The organism is Leptolyngbya sp. PL-A3 (assembly GCF_039962325.1).
Classification (GTDB): domain Bacteria; phylum Cyanobacteriota; class Cyanobacteriia; order Elainellales; family Elainellaceae; genus Vacuolonema.
In genome coordinates this window covers 16,906-31,595 of sequence record NZ_JAMPLB010000037.1, presented here as the reverse complement: position 1 = coordinate 31,595, position 14,690 = coordinate 16,906, and the positions used below count along the sequence as shown (strand labels likewise).

The 14,690-nt window shown below is 50.5% G+C and carries 13 protein-coding genes; 5 read left to right on the top strand and 8 right to left on the bottom strand.

Annotated elements, in window-relative coordinates; genetic code table 11:
- Positions 1–45: 45 nt before the first annotated feature.
- Complete coding sequence (locus NDI52_RS23045) at positions 46–957, bottom strand: ADP-ribosylglycohydrolase family protein (protein WP_190775521.1); 912 nt, start codon at positions 955–957, stop codon at positions 46–48.
- A gap of 31 nt (positions 958–988) precedes the next feature.
- Positions 989–1,267: a hypothetical protein gene (locus NDI52_RS23040; protein WP_190775520.1), complete on the bottom strand. Its 279-nt coding sequence runs from the start codon at positions 1,265–1,267 to the stop codon at positions 989–991.
- Positions 1,268–1,453: 186 nt separating this feature from the next.
- On the opposite strand from NDI52_RS23040, the gene NDI52_RS23035 reads away from it, so the two are divergent.
- From NDI52_RS23035 to NDI52_RS23020, 4 genes are all read left to right on the top strand, one after another.
- Complete coding sequence (locus NDI52_RS23035; RefSeq protein WP_190775551.1) at positions 1,454–1,840, top strand: VOC family protein; 387 nt, start codon at positions 1,454–1,456, stop codon at positions 1,838–1,840.
- 568 nt (positions 1,841–2,408) lie between these two features.
- Positions 2,409–3,518, top strand: coding sequence for an S-(hydroxymethyl)glutathione dehydrogenase/class III alcohol dehydrogenase (locus NDI52_RS23030; RefSeq protein WP_190775519.1), 1,110 nt, complete (start codon positions 2,409–2,411; stop codon positions 3,516–3,518).
- 138 nt (positions 3,519–3,656) lie between these two features.
- Positions 3,657–4,508: an S-formylglutathione hydrolase gene (gene fghA / locus NDI52_RS23025; RefSeq protein ID WP_190775518.1), complete on the top strand. Its 852-nt coding sequence runs from the start codon at positions 3,657–3,659 to the stop codon at positions 4,506–4,508.
- Between the two features lie 568 nt (positions 4,509–5,076).
- Positions 5,077–6,753 carry an NAD(P)H-quinone oxidoreductase subunit 4 gene (locus NDI52_RS23020; protein ID WP_190775550.1) on the top strand — a complete coding sequence of 559 codons (1,677 nt, stop codon included), beginning with the start codon at positions 5,077–5,079 and terminating at the stop codon, positions 6,751–6,753.
- Between the two features lie 176 nt (positions 6,754–6,929).
- Here NDI52_RS23020 and NDI52_RS23015 read toward each other — a convergent pair whose 3' ends face one another.
- Genes NDI52_RS23015 through NDI52_RS22995 form a run of 5 tightly spaced genes read right to left on the bottom strand, consistent with a single transcriptional unit; the run spans position 6,930 to position 11,053 of the window.
- Positions 6,930–7,055 carry a hypothetical protein gene (locus tag NDI52_RS23015; protein ID WP_277874449.1) on the bottom strand — a complete coding sequence of 42 codons (126 nt, stop codon included), beginning with the start codon at positions 7,053–7,055 and terminating at the stop codon, positions 6,930–6,932.
- Positions 7,052–7,477 (bottom strand): hypothetical protein, encoded by a 426-nt coding sequence (locus NDI52_RS23010; protein WP_190775517.1) that lies wholly within the window; start codon positions 7,475–7,477, stop codon positions 7,052–7,054. Before NDI52_RS23010 ends, NDI52_RS23015 begins: the two co-directional genes overlap by 4 nt.
- Entirely contained in the window at positions 7,474–8,565 is a 1,092-nt protein-coding gene (locus NDI52_RS23005; protein ID WP_190775516.1) for a CHASE2 domain-containing protein, read from the bottom strand. The genes NDI52_RS23010 and NDI52_RS23005 overlap by 4 nt, the downstream gene beginning before the upstream one ends.
- Entirely contained in the window at positions 8,562–9,581 is a 1,020-nt protein-coding gene (locus tag NDI52_RS23000) for a serine/threonine-protein kinase (RefSeq protein ID WP_190775515.1), read from the bottom strand. Before NDI52_RS23000 ends, NDI52_RS23005 begins: the two co-directional genes overlap by 4 nt.
- A gap of 35 nt (positions 9,582–9,616) precedes the next feature.
- Positions 9,617–11,053, bottom strand: a complete 1,437-nt coding sequence (locus NDI52_RS22995; RefSeq protein WP_190775514.1) for an NB-ARC domain-containing protein — start codon at positions 11,051–11,053, stop codon at positions 9,617–9,619.
- A gap of 319 nt (positions 11,054–11,372) precedes the next feature.
- Here NDI52_RS22995 and NDI52_RS22990 point away from each other — a divergent pair, with 319 nt between their 5' ends.
- Positions 11,373–12,959: an XDD3 family exosortase-dependent surface protein gene (locus NDI52_RS22990; protein WP_190775513.1), complete on the top strand. Its 1,587-nt coding sequence runs from the start codon at positions 11,373–11,375 to the stop codon at positions 12,957–12,959.
- A gap of 349 nt (positions 12,960–13,308) precedes the next feature.
- Here NDI52_RS22990 and NDI52_RS22985 read toward each other — a convergent pair whose 3' ends face one another.
- A complete protein-coding gene (locus tag NDI52_RS22985) occupies positions 13,309–14,604 on the bottom strand; it encodes an alkaline phosphatase PhoX (RefSeq protein ID WP_190775549.1) in 1,296 nt (431 codons plus the stop codon).
- Positions 14,605–14,690 lie beyond the last annotated feature (86 nt).

The window sequence follows — 14,690 nt, the reverse complement described above, 5'->3', positions numbered from 1 at the left end:
GATTGAATAAAGAGAGGGGGGTGCTAAGCACCCCCCTCTCTTTATTCAATCAATCCAAGAGGGTAGCGGTTCACAGGCATTTTTCCACTCCATGGGAATTTCAGCTTGCCCGGTATAGCACGCCACGATGCCCCCGACTATCGCACAAGTTGTATCTACATCACCTAACCCTTTTACCGTCAGCCATAGGGCTTCTTCATAATTCCCTAGCTGCTGGCTTGCACACCATAGTGTGTATGGAACCGTATCCTGCGCCGAAATCTTAGAGCCACTGCCCAATTTTGCCGCAACGCGGTAAACCGACATCCCCGGTTCAAACTCGCATGCCCGCGCAACCTTTGAGGCTACCTCGCTCGGTGGGATAAGGGGCAATACCAGGGTGAGAAACTCGCGGGGTATTGGGGGTGGACTTCCACACAACTGAGTTGCATAAGCTGCAGCCACTGCAACGGCGATCGCTCCCGCTACGGCTTCTGGATGGGTGTGTGTGGTGAGCGCTGATGCCCGAGCTTGCTCCACAACAGCCGACAAATCAGCCGAAAAAAAAGCACCAAGCGGAGCGACTCGCATTGCCGCACCATTACCGTAAGAGCCTTGCCCACCAAATTGAGTCTTGGCTGCCTGTACCAAGTCTGCTCCACAGGCTGTTTCACGCAACAAGCGATTCAGCGCCGGGCCGTAATCACGGCTTGGGTTATAACGCTCAAGAAAATCTTGAGCCAGACGATTGGGCTCAATATGGCCATCCTGTCGAAGCACTGAATAAATCGAAAGAGCCATGTTGGTATCATCGGTCCAGGACCAGGGCCTGGGCGGAAGAATACGATTTTCAGCGGGTGATTCGTACTGCGCCAAAAGCCGAAAAAACTGATCACCAAAAGCATCACCAACCGCTAATCCGACTAGCGAGTTATAAGCTGCGTCAAGTGATTGAGAGGCAGAATTGGGGTGTGACATGTCTTACCTTGTGAGGCTCACTTCGAGCCTTTTACGGGGCGAGGTTGAAGTAAGGTTCTCCCTGAAATACCATCCTTGCCTGCTGGGTTAGTTCCTTCCAGGTTTCGTCATCGACCTGATACCGAATTTCCAGCCGACGGACGCCTGCGCGTGAGGTATTTTCATCAAATTCACAAACTAAGGAGATTTCTGGGAAACAATATCCCCATTTTTTGGAAAAAAGGCGCGGCTTTGCCGCGCCTTTTTTCCAAAAAATGGGGAAGTTCTTTTCTGGAAATCTCCTAACATCGACGATGGGTTTCTCGTTCATAGCGTTCCTAGTGATTACGAACTTGCTTGAAAATAAAACCGAGAGAGTGGGCGAAGCCCACTCTCTCGGTTTTATTTATTTAATATGTAATTCTCTTTGTGAGGGCATCGGTACAGCAACATCTTTACAAAGAGAATTACATATTACTGAACACACGTTTTCACCTTGGGTGCCATGTCACTGGATATGAACATTAGCCATCTTGACCATCTTGTATTGACCGTGCGAGATATTGACAGAACTTGTGATTTTTATACTCAGGTATTGGGAATGCAGGTTATCGCCTTTGGGGAGGGGCGTCGGGCATTAGCCTTTGGTAACCAGAAGATCAATTTGCATCAACAAGGGAAGGAATTTCTGCCAAAAGCGACCGTCCCAACCCCCGGTTCTGCGGATTTGTGTTTTTTGACTACTGTGCCTTTAGAGGAGGCGATCGCTCACATCACTGCCTGCAATGTTCCCATTATTGAGGGTCCCGTTCAACGCACCGGAGCCACCGGCTCCATTCTCTCCATTTACATCCGTGACCCCGACGGCAATTTGATTGAAGTATCAAATTTGTTGTCAACGTAAAAACATATGGCACATTGTGCTGTGTATCCTGATGTATCAAGTAACTGGATTGAACGAAGAGGATTTATTGAACCTGAGTTCGGGTTAAAGGCGTTTTCGGGCGCCGTACGCTGCACTCAAAAACGCCCATCTAGGCTTATCCCGTAATCGGGTTATTGAGATAAAAATCCAGCTAGCAGAAGGGGCACCAGCAGTAGGGCTGCAATGATGACCAGTAGCGTACCAGGCTCGATTTTGATGAGGTTTTTATCAGGCTCAGCCATATCAAATCGTTGCTGTAATATTGAGTCCACCGATTCTATACCATTCGCTGAGTTGGGATAATTCCGTCTAGGGCAGATTTTTTCGGTAGTTTTTGCAGCGAATCAGCTTCAACTTCTATTTGCTGAAACCCTTATGTTAGGGAGGTTGCATGCAACCTCCCTAACATAAGGGTTTTGATGAATCAGCCATTAAATATCACTGGCTTTTTTCTTAATAATCCGGGAATTTTTCACACACTGCTCCCTCGAAATCGCGATAATCGAAGCGATTGAAACCTATCTAAGCAGAGTAGGAATTTGGATCGATGGACGTAAAGGCTGCCGTTGCCCATGAAGCGGGAAAACCGCTCAGTATTGAAACCGTTCAATTAGAAGGGCCAAAGGACGGCGAAGTTTTAGTCGAAATTAAAGCAACCGGAGTATGTCATACCGATGCATTCACCTTGTCGGGCAAAGACCCCGAAGGGCTGTTCCCAACGATTTTGGGCCATGAAGGGGCCGGTGTCGTGGTCGAAGTGGGGCCAGGGGTAAAGAGCCTGAAGGTGGGCGATCACGTCATCCCCCTCTACACCCCCGAGTGCCGCCAGTGCAAATTCTGCCTCAGCCGAAAAACTAACCTGTGTCAGGCAATCCGCTCCACCCAGGGCCAAGGCGTGATGCCCGATGGCTCCAGCCGCTTCTCCTGCAACGGCAAGCCTTTGTATCACTACATGGGCACCTCCACCTTTGCTAATTACACGGTGCTGCCTGAAATTGCTCTCGCCAAAATCCGCGAGGATGCTCCCTTTGATAAGGTGTGCTATATCGGCTGTGGCGTTACTACGGGAGTTGGTGCCGTACTCTTCACCGCCAAGGTGGAGGCAGGCGCTAAAGTTGTCGTGTTCGGCCTCGGCGGGATTGGACTGAATGTAATTCAGGGCTGCCGCATGGTAGGGGCTGACATGATTGTGGGGGTGGATCTGAACCCGAGCAAGCGGGCGATCGCCGAAAAATTTGGCATGACCCACTTCGTCAACCCCAAGGAAATTGAAGGCGACCTCGTGGCTCATCTGGTTGAGCTGACTGATGGTGGTGCCGACTATTCCTTTGAATGCATCGGCAACGTCCACGTCATGCGCCAGGCTTTGGAGTGCTGCCATAAGGGCTGGGGCGTTTCTACCATCATCGGTGTGGCCGGAGCTGGAGAAGAAATTAGCACCCGCCCCTTTCAACTGGTGACCGGGCGCGTCTGGAAAGGTAGCGCCTTTGGTGGAGCCAGAGGCCGCACCGATGTCCCTAAAATTGTGGATTGGTACATGGAAAACAAGATCAACATTGATGACCTGATCACCCATACCCTGCCCCTGGAGCGGATTAACGATGCGTTCGATTTAATGCATTCAGGGGAGTCAATCCGGAGTGTGGTGGTTTACTAGGTAAGGTCGCTTTTTCGGGCGCTTAGCGCCCGAAAACTGAACTTTGAGTAGGTGCCAAGCCTTCCTATACGGAAACTGCTATGGCCCACCGTAAAAGGTTCTATTCGCTCTTATCACTCGTTCCCTGTTGAAAACGCTATGGATTCACTCACCTTGCACAGTCAACATGCCTGCTTTGGCGGCACCGTTGGTTTTTATTCTCACGCCTCTGAGCAGTGTCGCTGCGATATGCGGTTCTCGGTTTATATTCCACCCCATGCAAAATTAGCCCCCGTTCCGGTGCTGTATTTCCTATCCGGGCTGACCTGCACAGAGGAAAATTTCATGGTGAAAGCGGGGGCTCAGCAGTATGCGGCAGAAGCGGGGTTAATGCTGGTGGTACCCGATACCAGCCCCCGAGGTGACCATGTCCCCGACGAAGAGGAATCCTGGGATTTTGGCCAGGGAGCCGGGTTCTATGTGGATGCCACAGAAAGCCCCTGGAATGCTAACTACCGCATGTATAGCTATGTCACCGAAGAATTACCTCAACTGATTGAAGCTAACTTTTCGGTGAGGGGCGATCGCGCTGGCATTTTCGGCCACTCTATGGGAGGCCATGGTGCGCTGGTCTGCGGTCTACGAAATCCCGATCGCTACCGTTCTATCTCCGCTTTCGCCCCCATCTCTGCCCCCTCTCAATGTCCCTGGGGGCAAAAAGCGCTGAGTCGCTACCTGGGCGAGAACCACGACGCCTGGAAACTTTATGATGCGACCGAATTGGTGAAAAGCTATGCGAATGGCGATCGCCCCATCCTCGTAGATCAGGGAAGTACCGACCCCTTCCTGGGCCAAAATCAACTCTTGCCCGAAGTTCTTGCAGCGGCTTGTAAACAGGCAGGTCAACCTCTGCAACTGCGGATGCAGGAGGGATATGACCACGGTTATTACTTTATTTCCACGTTTATGGCCGATCATATTCGGCACCATGCGAGTGCCCTACTGGCTTGATTACCCATAGGAAAACCTAAAAAGAACTGAGGGCAGCTATTGAATCTGAGTTCGGGTTAAGGGTGTTTTCGAGTGCAGCGTAACGCTGCACTCGAAAACACCCATTTTGGCGTGTGTGAAGCACACGCCAAAATGGGCACTTCAACTTATCTCGAACTTAGGTTGTAGAGAATTGTTTTAATACTCTATGAAAAGGCCGATGATCATCAATTTCTTTAAGGGTAAGGATTGGATCATTTGCTGGTAAAAAATCTTTACATCGCGTCGTAGGCTAGTAAAATATACCTATCGACTTCAAGGAGCCTCAAAACTCAAGCGGTTGTTGTGTTAGATAGACACGCTCCAGCGTGGACTTGTGAATGGCCGCTTGATACTTACGTTCATCTCGTTTCTTCAGCTCTCCTCTACGGCCGAGTCTGATAAACGTTCGAATCACGCCATTCCAGGAGCGGTGTTTCGTTGACTTAGAGGATCGGTGATGGAGCAATCGCCACAGCCTCACCCAGCAAACACGGGCTTCTCGCAACATCCACTGACCTTACCTGACACAGGAACCAACCTAATCGTTATGACTCTTGCTCACTTTCCCTGGCTCACCACCATCACACTCCTCCCGCTGGTGGCCGCTTTCCTCATCCCCATCCTGCCCGACAAATCTGGTAAGGTGACCCGCTGGTTCGCACTCAGCGTAGCCAGTGTAGACTTTGCCCTCATGTGCTACGCCTTCTGGGAAAACTACGACCCCCAGGCAACCTCCTTCCAGATGGTCGAGCGGTTCAACTGGATTCCGCAGTTAGGCCTGAGTTGGTCCCTGGCTGTAGACGGCCTCTCCATGCCCCTGGTACTGTTGGCAGGTTTCGTTACCACCCTGTCTATCCTCTCTGCCTGGCAGGTAGATCGCAAACCTAAGCTGTTCTACTTCTTAATGCTGGTGCTGTATGCGGCCCAGATTGGGGTATTTGCCGCTACAGATATCATCCTATTCTTCGTGATGTGGGAACTGGAACTGGTTCCCGTCTATTTGTTAGTTTCTATTTGGGGTGGTCAGCGTCGCCACTACGCTGCAACCAAGTTCCTGATTTATACTGCTGCGGCCTCTGTCTTTATCCTCGTCGCTGGTCTGGGTCTCGCCTTTTACGGTAATGGCCCCATTACCTTTGACATGGCTGAGCTGGCCATGCGCCAATTCCCCCTCGCTTTGGAACTGTTCCTCTATGCGGGTCTTCTGATTTCCTTCGGCGTTAAGCTGGCTATCTTTCCCCTCCATACCTGGTTGCCTGATGCTCACGGTGAAGCGTCTGCCCCAGTTTCGATGATTCTGGCGGGTGTGTTGCTGAAGATGGGTGGCTACGGCTTGATTCGCCTCAACATGGAACTCCTGCCCCACGCCCACGTTTACTTTGCGCCGATTCTGGTTGTCCTGGGTGTGGTTAACATCATCTACGGGGGCTTCAACTCCTTCGGCCAGTCCAACATGAAGCGCCGTCTGGCGTACTCCTCGGTCTCCCACATGGGCTTTGTATTGCTGGGAATTGCATCCTTCACCGACATTGGGGTGAACGGCGCAATGCTACAGATGATTTCCCACGGGTTGATTGCCTCGGTTCTGTTCTTCCTGGTAGGGGTTACTTACGATCGCACCCACAGCCTCAACATGAATGCTCTGGGTGGCATTGGTCAGGCGATGCCCAAGACCTTTGCTCTGTTCACCGCAGGTTCCATGGCCTCCCTGGCCCTCCCTGGCATGAGCGGCTTCGCTGGAGAACTGAGTGTCTTCCTGGGCATGAGCACCAGCGACCTCTACACCTCTCCCTTCCGTACTGTTGCTGTTTTCCTGGCCGCTGTTGGGGTTATCATCACCCCCATCTACATGCTTTCCATGCTGCGTCAGGTGTTCTTCAACTCGGGTTCTGCTCCGGTTTGTGAAGTGGGCAACACCCAAGTTACGCCCGAGAATCAAAGCGGTGTAGATGCGGTGTGCTTCGGTACCAACTGCGAATTACCCGATGAATCTCGCTTCGATGATGTACGTCCTCGTGAACTGTTCATCGCCTTCTCATTCCTCGCATTGATTATTGCGATCGGGATTTATCCCAAACTGGCGACACAAACCTACGATGCAACCACCGTTGCTATCAATGCTCAAGCCCGTGCAGCTCATGTTGAAGTAGCCCAGAGCCAACCAAAGGTTTATGCGAAAGCCTGGTCGCTACCGGCTGCTCCTGAAGTTGCATCAGCTCTATAGGGAAACGTTCGACTGATAGAATCTGATCAGTCAGTTTGAAGCCCAGTGCAATGCACTGGGCTTCATTCGTATATTTCCTGTGCGAATCGTTGAGCGCTTTTGTCGCTCGACAATTCATACAGAATCCGGATGGTAAAGTAGCACTATTTTAAGCTTCCTTCAATCATGCTTAATCGCTAGGTGTAGGGCTTATCCACGGCAAGAGATTGAGGAGTGGGAAACCCATAGACAGAGGATGCAGCCCCTTCTGTGCTGAGAAGGGATGTGTAGAGGGGGCGATAGTTGCTATCTTCTACGGTCAAAACTGCTGGGGTTGTGGTAGACAGGCCACAAGGTACATAACCCCTACTGTTGGGTTTTCAGAGGTGGTAAAGCCACCGTTGGGAGGAACCGGAGCCGTCGAGGGGATAGAGGTTTCTGCACAGGTTCCGTGGCTACCGCCCCCCTCCGTCTTGTCTGGCGGGTTACCACCCGGAGTGTAGGCAAGAGTTTGGTATTGCTCAGCAGGAGAAATAGCACGGCTACCGCCCCCTTTACTGGTGTTGACAGGATTGCCTCCAGGTTGATAACGGGGAGACTGGCTTTCTTCAGAAATGGTTGATTCTGAGGAGGGAAGGAAGATCGCTGGATGTCCTGCTGCCCAGGTGATGGAAACGAGAGGAACGAACGTGAGCACCCCGGTCAATAGGGGTTGAATCCAGATTGCGCGAATCCAGTTCATCATGATGGTTTTGGTAGATGTCTCAAAAACTTGCACAGGTGATGATTCAGGTCTATCGAGGCAGGACGAGATAGCGCAACTCCCAGACCTGACAGGGAAAGCGCTAGAACAGCTGGAACCCATGGGATCCAACCACTTAACAGGAACACAACAAAACAACTGGCTGTTAACACTGCAATCTCTAGTGTTAAAACAACCCCGAGAGCTTTACTCGAGCGAAAACGCCAGGCACTCAATCCGCCTACGATCGCCCACAGCCCAATCCAGGCTTTTTCTACAGAAGTCTGCCATACCCATATCAGAGGGCGATGATCGTACACAGCACTCAGAAGCTGGCTGATCATGTGAGCATGAATCATAACACCGGGCATTTTCCCGAGTGGTGTGATGTGGCGGTCTGTAGAATGAACGTCAGTGACACCAATCAACACAATACGATTTTTAACGCGTTCAGAATCCACTGGAGACGTTAAAAATTCCCGTAATGGAATGGTATCAGCAATGGTATGACCAGATTTAATAGAACGGTAATTGAGAAGTAGTTGATCCCCTTCATGGGGAAGAGAAATATACCCATTAAAAGGGGAGAATAAATAAGCAAAATAGCGATCGCCCAATCCTATAAATGTTTGCTTCTCTTCATCAAATGTTGGATAGAGCTGATCCTGGCTAAAATATTGGAACGCAACCTGGCTACTAAAGGAAAAGATAGTATCGGGGCAGGGAGACTTAGGATGGGGCGGCATCGCTAATAGCTGTCTTCGGAGAGTTCCATCGGTATCTGCAACAAAATCGCTAAACCCGACCCATTTGGCTTCAGATGGGGCAGAAATTGGGGGAGTGTCCTTCCCTGGGGCTGATTTGCAGATACTGACGAGACGTTCCATTTGGAGCTGTTGAGCGAGAACTGGAACCTCTGCATGAACCGGAAAATCTCGATAAATATCTAAGCCAATAACCCGAGCCTGATCACTTTGTAGTTTTTGCAGGAGCAGGGATAAGGCTTCATCAGAGATGGTTTGACCTGATAGCAAACCTTTCATCCGGGTGTTCCGTTGCCAATCCTCATCCTGTTGATCTACCGTAATCACCAAAAGCCGGGGAGATCGGGTACCTCAGCAGGGCGTAACTGCATCATCGCATCCAGAGCTTTGAGTTCGAGCGGTTGCATCCACCCGTTTCCCCGTATCCCCAAGCACAGGGTTGCCATTGTCATACTCAATAGCACAACCCACGGGACTTCTCGCAAACGGAGGCGGGGAGTGAGTTCTCGTTCTAGGAGAGCGATCGCCCGCAAAATCTCCTGGGTATTTTTGGGGCGTTGAGTCGGGATCGGAGCCATCAATGAGTCCAGCAGCCGCGCGAAATTGGATGAAATGCCAGGAACAGCACTTTGCCACTGCAGGCTAATCGCATCTTTGGCCGTTGGCAGGTCTGCGATGGGAGTCTGGGTGAGGGCATAAACCAGGGTACGACCGAGGGCAAAAAAGTCGGACTGGGGTACGGCCCGTCCATCCATTTGCTCCGCAGGGGCGTAGCCTCTTGTAAATAGATGGTAAGTACCCGTCACATTCTGCTGAAGTTTTTTGTGATACGTCTCAGTCATTTCACGACTGATGCCAAAATCGATCAGCACCAGCTTCCCATCTGGCTTTCGTATGATATTGGATGGCTTGATATCGCGATGCAAAAAATTAGCATGATGAATGTGATCGAGAATTTCAACCAACTGTTTGAGATAGGCGATCGCTTCCGCTTCCGATAATGGATGAGTTGTTTTCAGCCATTCCTGCAAAGTTTCGCCCGGCACTTTCTCCATCACCAAATAATGCAGCGGCTCTGGGAATCCCGGCACCTGCTCACAAAAATACCCATCTTCCGGGCTAACCCAGGGGATACCGGGATGAGGGAGGCGTTGCAAAACTTCTGCTTCTTGTTGTAAGCGTTTAATTAGATCAGGAGAATCTTCCTTTAATAGTTTGAGAACTTTAATAGGATGATCTTTAGCCTGTTGATCACAAACTTCAAATACTTCACTCATACCGCCTGAACCCAATAGACGGATGATAGAGTAGCGCTGATGGAGTAAGGTGCCCGGCGAAATCATGGTGAGACAAAGGCCATGGTGAAATCTAACGAGAACTATCGGCTTACTGAAATGCAGCTTTTAATGTATTTCATGACAACAGGCGAAGCCATGTAAGTTGTCGTTTCGTGATGACGGCTCCGTTCGATGAGCGATCGCCAGCTCAAAGCTTCCAGTGCTTCATTTAAACTGGATTTCGACTCGCTGGATTGAAATTGCTGGCGTAGATCCGGACGGCTGATAGGGTTCCCGTCTTGCTGTGTCAAGTAGAATAAAATGTCTTTTTCTAAGCCTGATAAGCGCTTGAATTGATAGTGCAGCAGATTACTGATGTTTCCTAAATAGGTGGTGTGATCCTGGCAAAATTCCCCCACATGGCCGTCAAACACTTCTGCAATATGGGCAGCGACAACGCGTAAGGCATAGGGATTACCTCGGTAGGTATCAATCAGATCACTCCAGCAGTCCAAGTCCTTTAATTCATAATCTTGAAGTAATTTAATTGCTGTTTCTTGATCTAATTTTTTAAGCTTGAGTCCTTGCACCGTTTCTGTTGACTTCTCCAGTAACTCCAGATCCGCTAGCGGTTCCCAGGCTTCCAGCATGATTAAACTTTGATGGTTGTGAGCAGCTATGCCGTGAAAGAACAGCTCGTAGGATTCATAGCCAGCCCGATATCGCCGCAATCGAGATTCTTCTTCTAAAACCCGATCGACGTCTTCCAAGACCAGGAGTATCCGTTGCTGCTGAAGCTGGTTAACCAGTAAGGATAGATGCCGCTCTTCCTCACTGGGTGTGTAGCGTTCTGGGACTAATACATTTAGCAAATCTGCCAGCAGCGATGCGCAGGAGGGTAGACCCCGGAGCGATCGCCAAATGACGCGGTTGAAGTCTGTCTTGACCTGGTGAACCCATTGCTTGAGCAACGTCGTTTTACCAATTCCATAGTCCCCATACACCGTGATTAAACGGCTTCCCTGCTGCTTGAACTGGGTCAGTGTTGCCAATTCTGTATGCCGTCCGTAGCACACAGATAAAACAGGTACTTCATCCAACATGGAAGAACTGGTCAGTTGTTCAACCGTTCTGGATACAGCTTGATAATCCGTTGCCGGGGGTGCGGAAAGCGGTAGAAGTTCCTCTACCCGCACCCCTGGCAATCGATAACCAGCCTGATCTAATAATGCGGCTACTCGATTGGCTCGTACACCCATCGTTTGAACTTCGGCAGCGCTTGCCTGCTGAGCCCGGTTCGTTAATAACAAATCCTCAATGTAGGCATACAAATTACTGCAATACTTCCGGGCACTTATTGATTGCACGTGCAGCAGATTTGCAATGTCATTGGGTCGATATCCCAATAACAAACCTTTCAGGTATACCCGTTCTCTCGGTGTTAGCTGAGAACCTTTGGCGATCGCCAGATCATCACATAAACGCTGTAAATTCCAAGTTTCTGAAGCAGCTGCAAATAGCTCTTGAGATACTTCCATCAACCGATGCACCCTTACGTACTTGTTAGAAAAACTATATGGAAGTCGTCCGTTTAATGAGGCAGCAGTGGGCTGCACGGACGATTTCTGCTCTTTGTCTAGATTAGCTTTTTGAAGCGCAACCTACGAAACTACATACAAAATTATTCTGTATGAAATTTTCTCTGTTACTGTTTTGTGGGTGGAATTACGGTAATAGCTTCTCTATTCTGAAACACATCAGAAACATTACTGATTTACCACCCTCTGATATAACAACAGATTGCTCTGTTCCCACCAGAGGTTGGTCTTACTCATCTCCCACTCCAAGGATACTTGTATGGCCATCCAAAAGACTGTTTTAGACTCTTCGAATGACAGCATGCAAGGGAATAATGTAGGCGGAACGGCTTACGAGATTTACTCTATTTCCACTGTGCAAGATGAGGATAACCTCATCGTTGTCATCAATACAAATTTCCCTTTGAGTGGGGTAGGTGAAATTGCAGCCGGGGACTTGCTCTTTAATTTCGGCAATTCCAACTTGCAGGGTGCTAATGGTAGCCTCTACGGCGTGCGATTTGCGGGCAATAATGATTCCGGTGTATCTCAACTGGGGTTGTATTCCAATGTCTCCGCTGTGAGTGTTGCGTCTCAAAATACACAATTCTTGTCGAATTATGGAGCTTATAACCAATACATTTCGAACCATGGCGGTACTCCATCTGCCGGTGAATTAAGTGCAGGAGACACCTATTTCAGTGCCGGTAGCCATGTTCCTAACGTAATTCAATCAGGTAACCATGTATCTGACGTGCAGGTTCGGAATGCCGCCAACCTACAAAGCCGAGGCATCACGACCCAGGGGGCTGGCAGCAATACATTTGGCATTGCAATTCCTCGCTCTTGCTTACCATCTGGAGCCTTCACGTTATCCTGGTCGCCCGAGTGCAACAATGACCTGGTGGCCATACGTGATACGAACAATATGACCCTCGGTGTTGCGATCGAGAAAAGCTTAAATGGCCATGAAGCGGACACCGATAAGGATGCTGTCCGAGTGCGAGAAGGGGCTCCAGCGGTATTTGAGTATGCTGTAAAGAATACTGGTAACGTTTCCTTCCTGCAAAGACAGGTGCGGGTTACTGATAGTGATCAGCGGTTTGTGCCCACTTTGGATGTGAGTAGCGATCGCGGCAGAGATGGGATTCTCAGCCCCGATGAAACTTGGGTTTATCGAGCCAGTGGTGCACTACAACAAACCCCTGTTAACCGGATTAACTTTGACACAGATGGCCGAGGCCGCTCTTTAGCAGCTGGGACGATTATTGATACTGAATACAGCAACTTAGGCATTCAGATTTCCACTCCCAACGCAGGGGATTGTGATGCCATGATTTTTGACAGCAGCAATCCAAGCCGATGTGACCGGGATCTGGGTACCTCCAATCGAGATTTTGGTGGGCCGGGCGTCGGCGTCGGTGGCCGCCGTGGGCGTCCCGGAGAGAATCGCTACGATCGAGGCAATGTGCTGATTGTTTCGCAGGATGGCAACTGCCGGAGACCCAATGATGACCGCAACGGAGGAACCATCCGATTTGAATTTGATGAATTAGTCGGTTTAAGCGGTGTCGGTTTGTTAGATATCGACAGACGGGGTGGAACAATTACAACTTTTGATGAGGATGGAAAACGCCTGGGTTGTTACAACATGGCACGCTTGGGTAACAATAGCTTCCAGGAAGTGAAGATCTGCAATGATTTAGTGGCTGCGGTAGAAGTGACATTCCGAGGGGATGGGGCGATCACGCATCTTGATTATTGTCGTCTCTACCGCAACACGGGTACGGTTACGGTGGATGCATCTAGTTCGTTAAGTGCATCAGATCGAGCATTTGCTCAGGTTCTACCCCCTGCTGGTCGTTAATCCTGGGGTTTATTCCAATCCTGCCTAGCTTGGTATGAATTAGATAGAGTACGTGCGGTGCTTCACACCGCACGTTTATTTATGCCAGGACTTACGCATTCATGTTGTGTGCTGTGCGCAGCACAGCACACAACATGAATGCTCTAAATAACCTGAGTTCGGGTTAAGGACCTTTTCGAGTGCCGCGCAACGCGCGGCACTCGAAAAGGCTCATTTTGGAGTGCACATAGTGCACGCCAAAATGAGCACTTCAGCTCATCCCGAACTGAGGTTAAATAGGGTGGGTTTGCGCAAGTCCTGATGTGCATGGGATTGTAGGCGGATTTGAAAGCGATGATGGAGGCGATCGCTACCCCATTCCACCCTCTCGCCAGATGGCGAAGGTAATCCCCGGTGCGTAGATGTTGACAAACATTGTTTGTCCATCAGGTGCAAAACAAATCCCGGCGAACTCCGATTGATTCCGCACGTTGCGGGCCAAGGGGTAGAGGTCTCCAGTGGGTGTAATGCCAATCAACCGCTGTTCGCCCCGGCCATCTTCGCAAACAATCAGGTCGCCCCAGGGAGACATGGTTAAGTTATCGGGGTAGTCCAGTTTTTGCGGATTGTTGGGTTGCACGAATAGTTCCAGCGTGCCGCCATCCTGGTGTGATGCACCCGGCGTATAACGCCACACCTGACCGTTGGGAATGTCGCCGCCGCTGGTACAGGTGATGTAAAAATGTCCGTCGTGATAGCAAATGCCCTCACCTCGGGAGAATTGGGCTGCGCCTTTGCGAAATCCTTCGACCCGAACCGTATCGTCGGCTGGGTCTACCTCATCAATTGGAACCCAGCTGACTGCAACAGGTTCTTGTACTGGGAATTTTTGATGGGTGCGGAGCTGGGGGCGATCGCTCACCATCAACGCTTCCAGCACACCACCTGCCTGCAAATTCCCCCGTTCATTCGGAATAAAGCGATAGAACAATCCATCACCTCGATCTTCGGTCTGGTACAAAATGCCCGTGCGTGGATCGACGGCGATCGCCTCATGGTTAAATCGCCCTAACGCCACAATCGGTTCTGGATTGACAGGCCCAGTAGCTGCCGCAGGAACTTCAAACACATACCCGTGACGCTTCGACACCCGCACCCCATCCCGCACCACTTCGGGGACATACACTGTCTCCTCGCAGCTCAGCCAGGAATTCCAGGGAGTGGGACCGCCAGCGCAATTTCGTACGGTACCAGCCAGGGATGTGTATTGACGGAGAAGTTGGCGATCGCCTGACACAACCAGCGTTGTTGTCCCACCTGCACCCCGCTCATCATATTTCTGAGGGGTGGTTCCCTGCACGCCATTCAGCGCCCCAGGCATTAACTCATGGTTTCGTACCAAAATTGTGCTGCCATCGGGGCCAGGAAAGGCTGCCATGCCATCAAATGCTCCGGGCACCCGATAGCCATCGTTCATGGTTTGCCCTTCCGTTGAAATGACCCGATAACGAAAGCCAGACGGTAATTCGAGTAAGGTCTCTGGATCACGCTGAAGCGCACCAAACCCAGTGGAGGGCGTAGCAGAGCAGGAGTAGAGGGGATGAGCGATCGCCCCCATTGCACTCAGCCCACTCAATGCCAGAAATTGTCGCCGTGAAATTGCCATGAACGCTCCGTCTTCGATATCACCAGTCATGATGGCAGAGGCCAAAGCCCCCTGCCATCATGACTTAAACCGGTTGACGAAGGCTA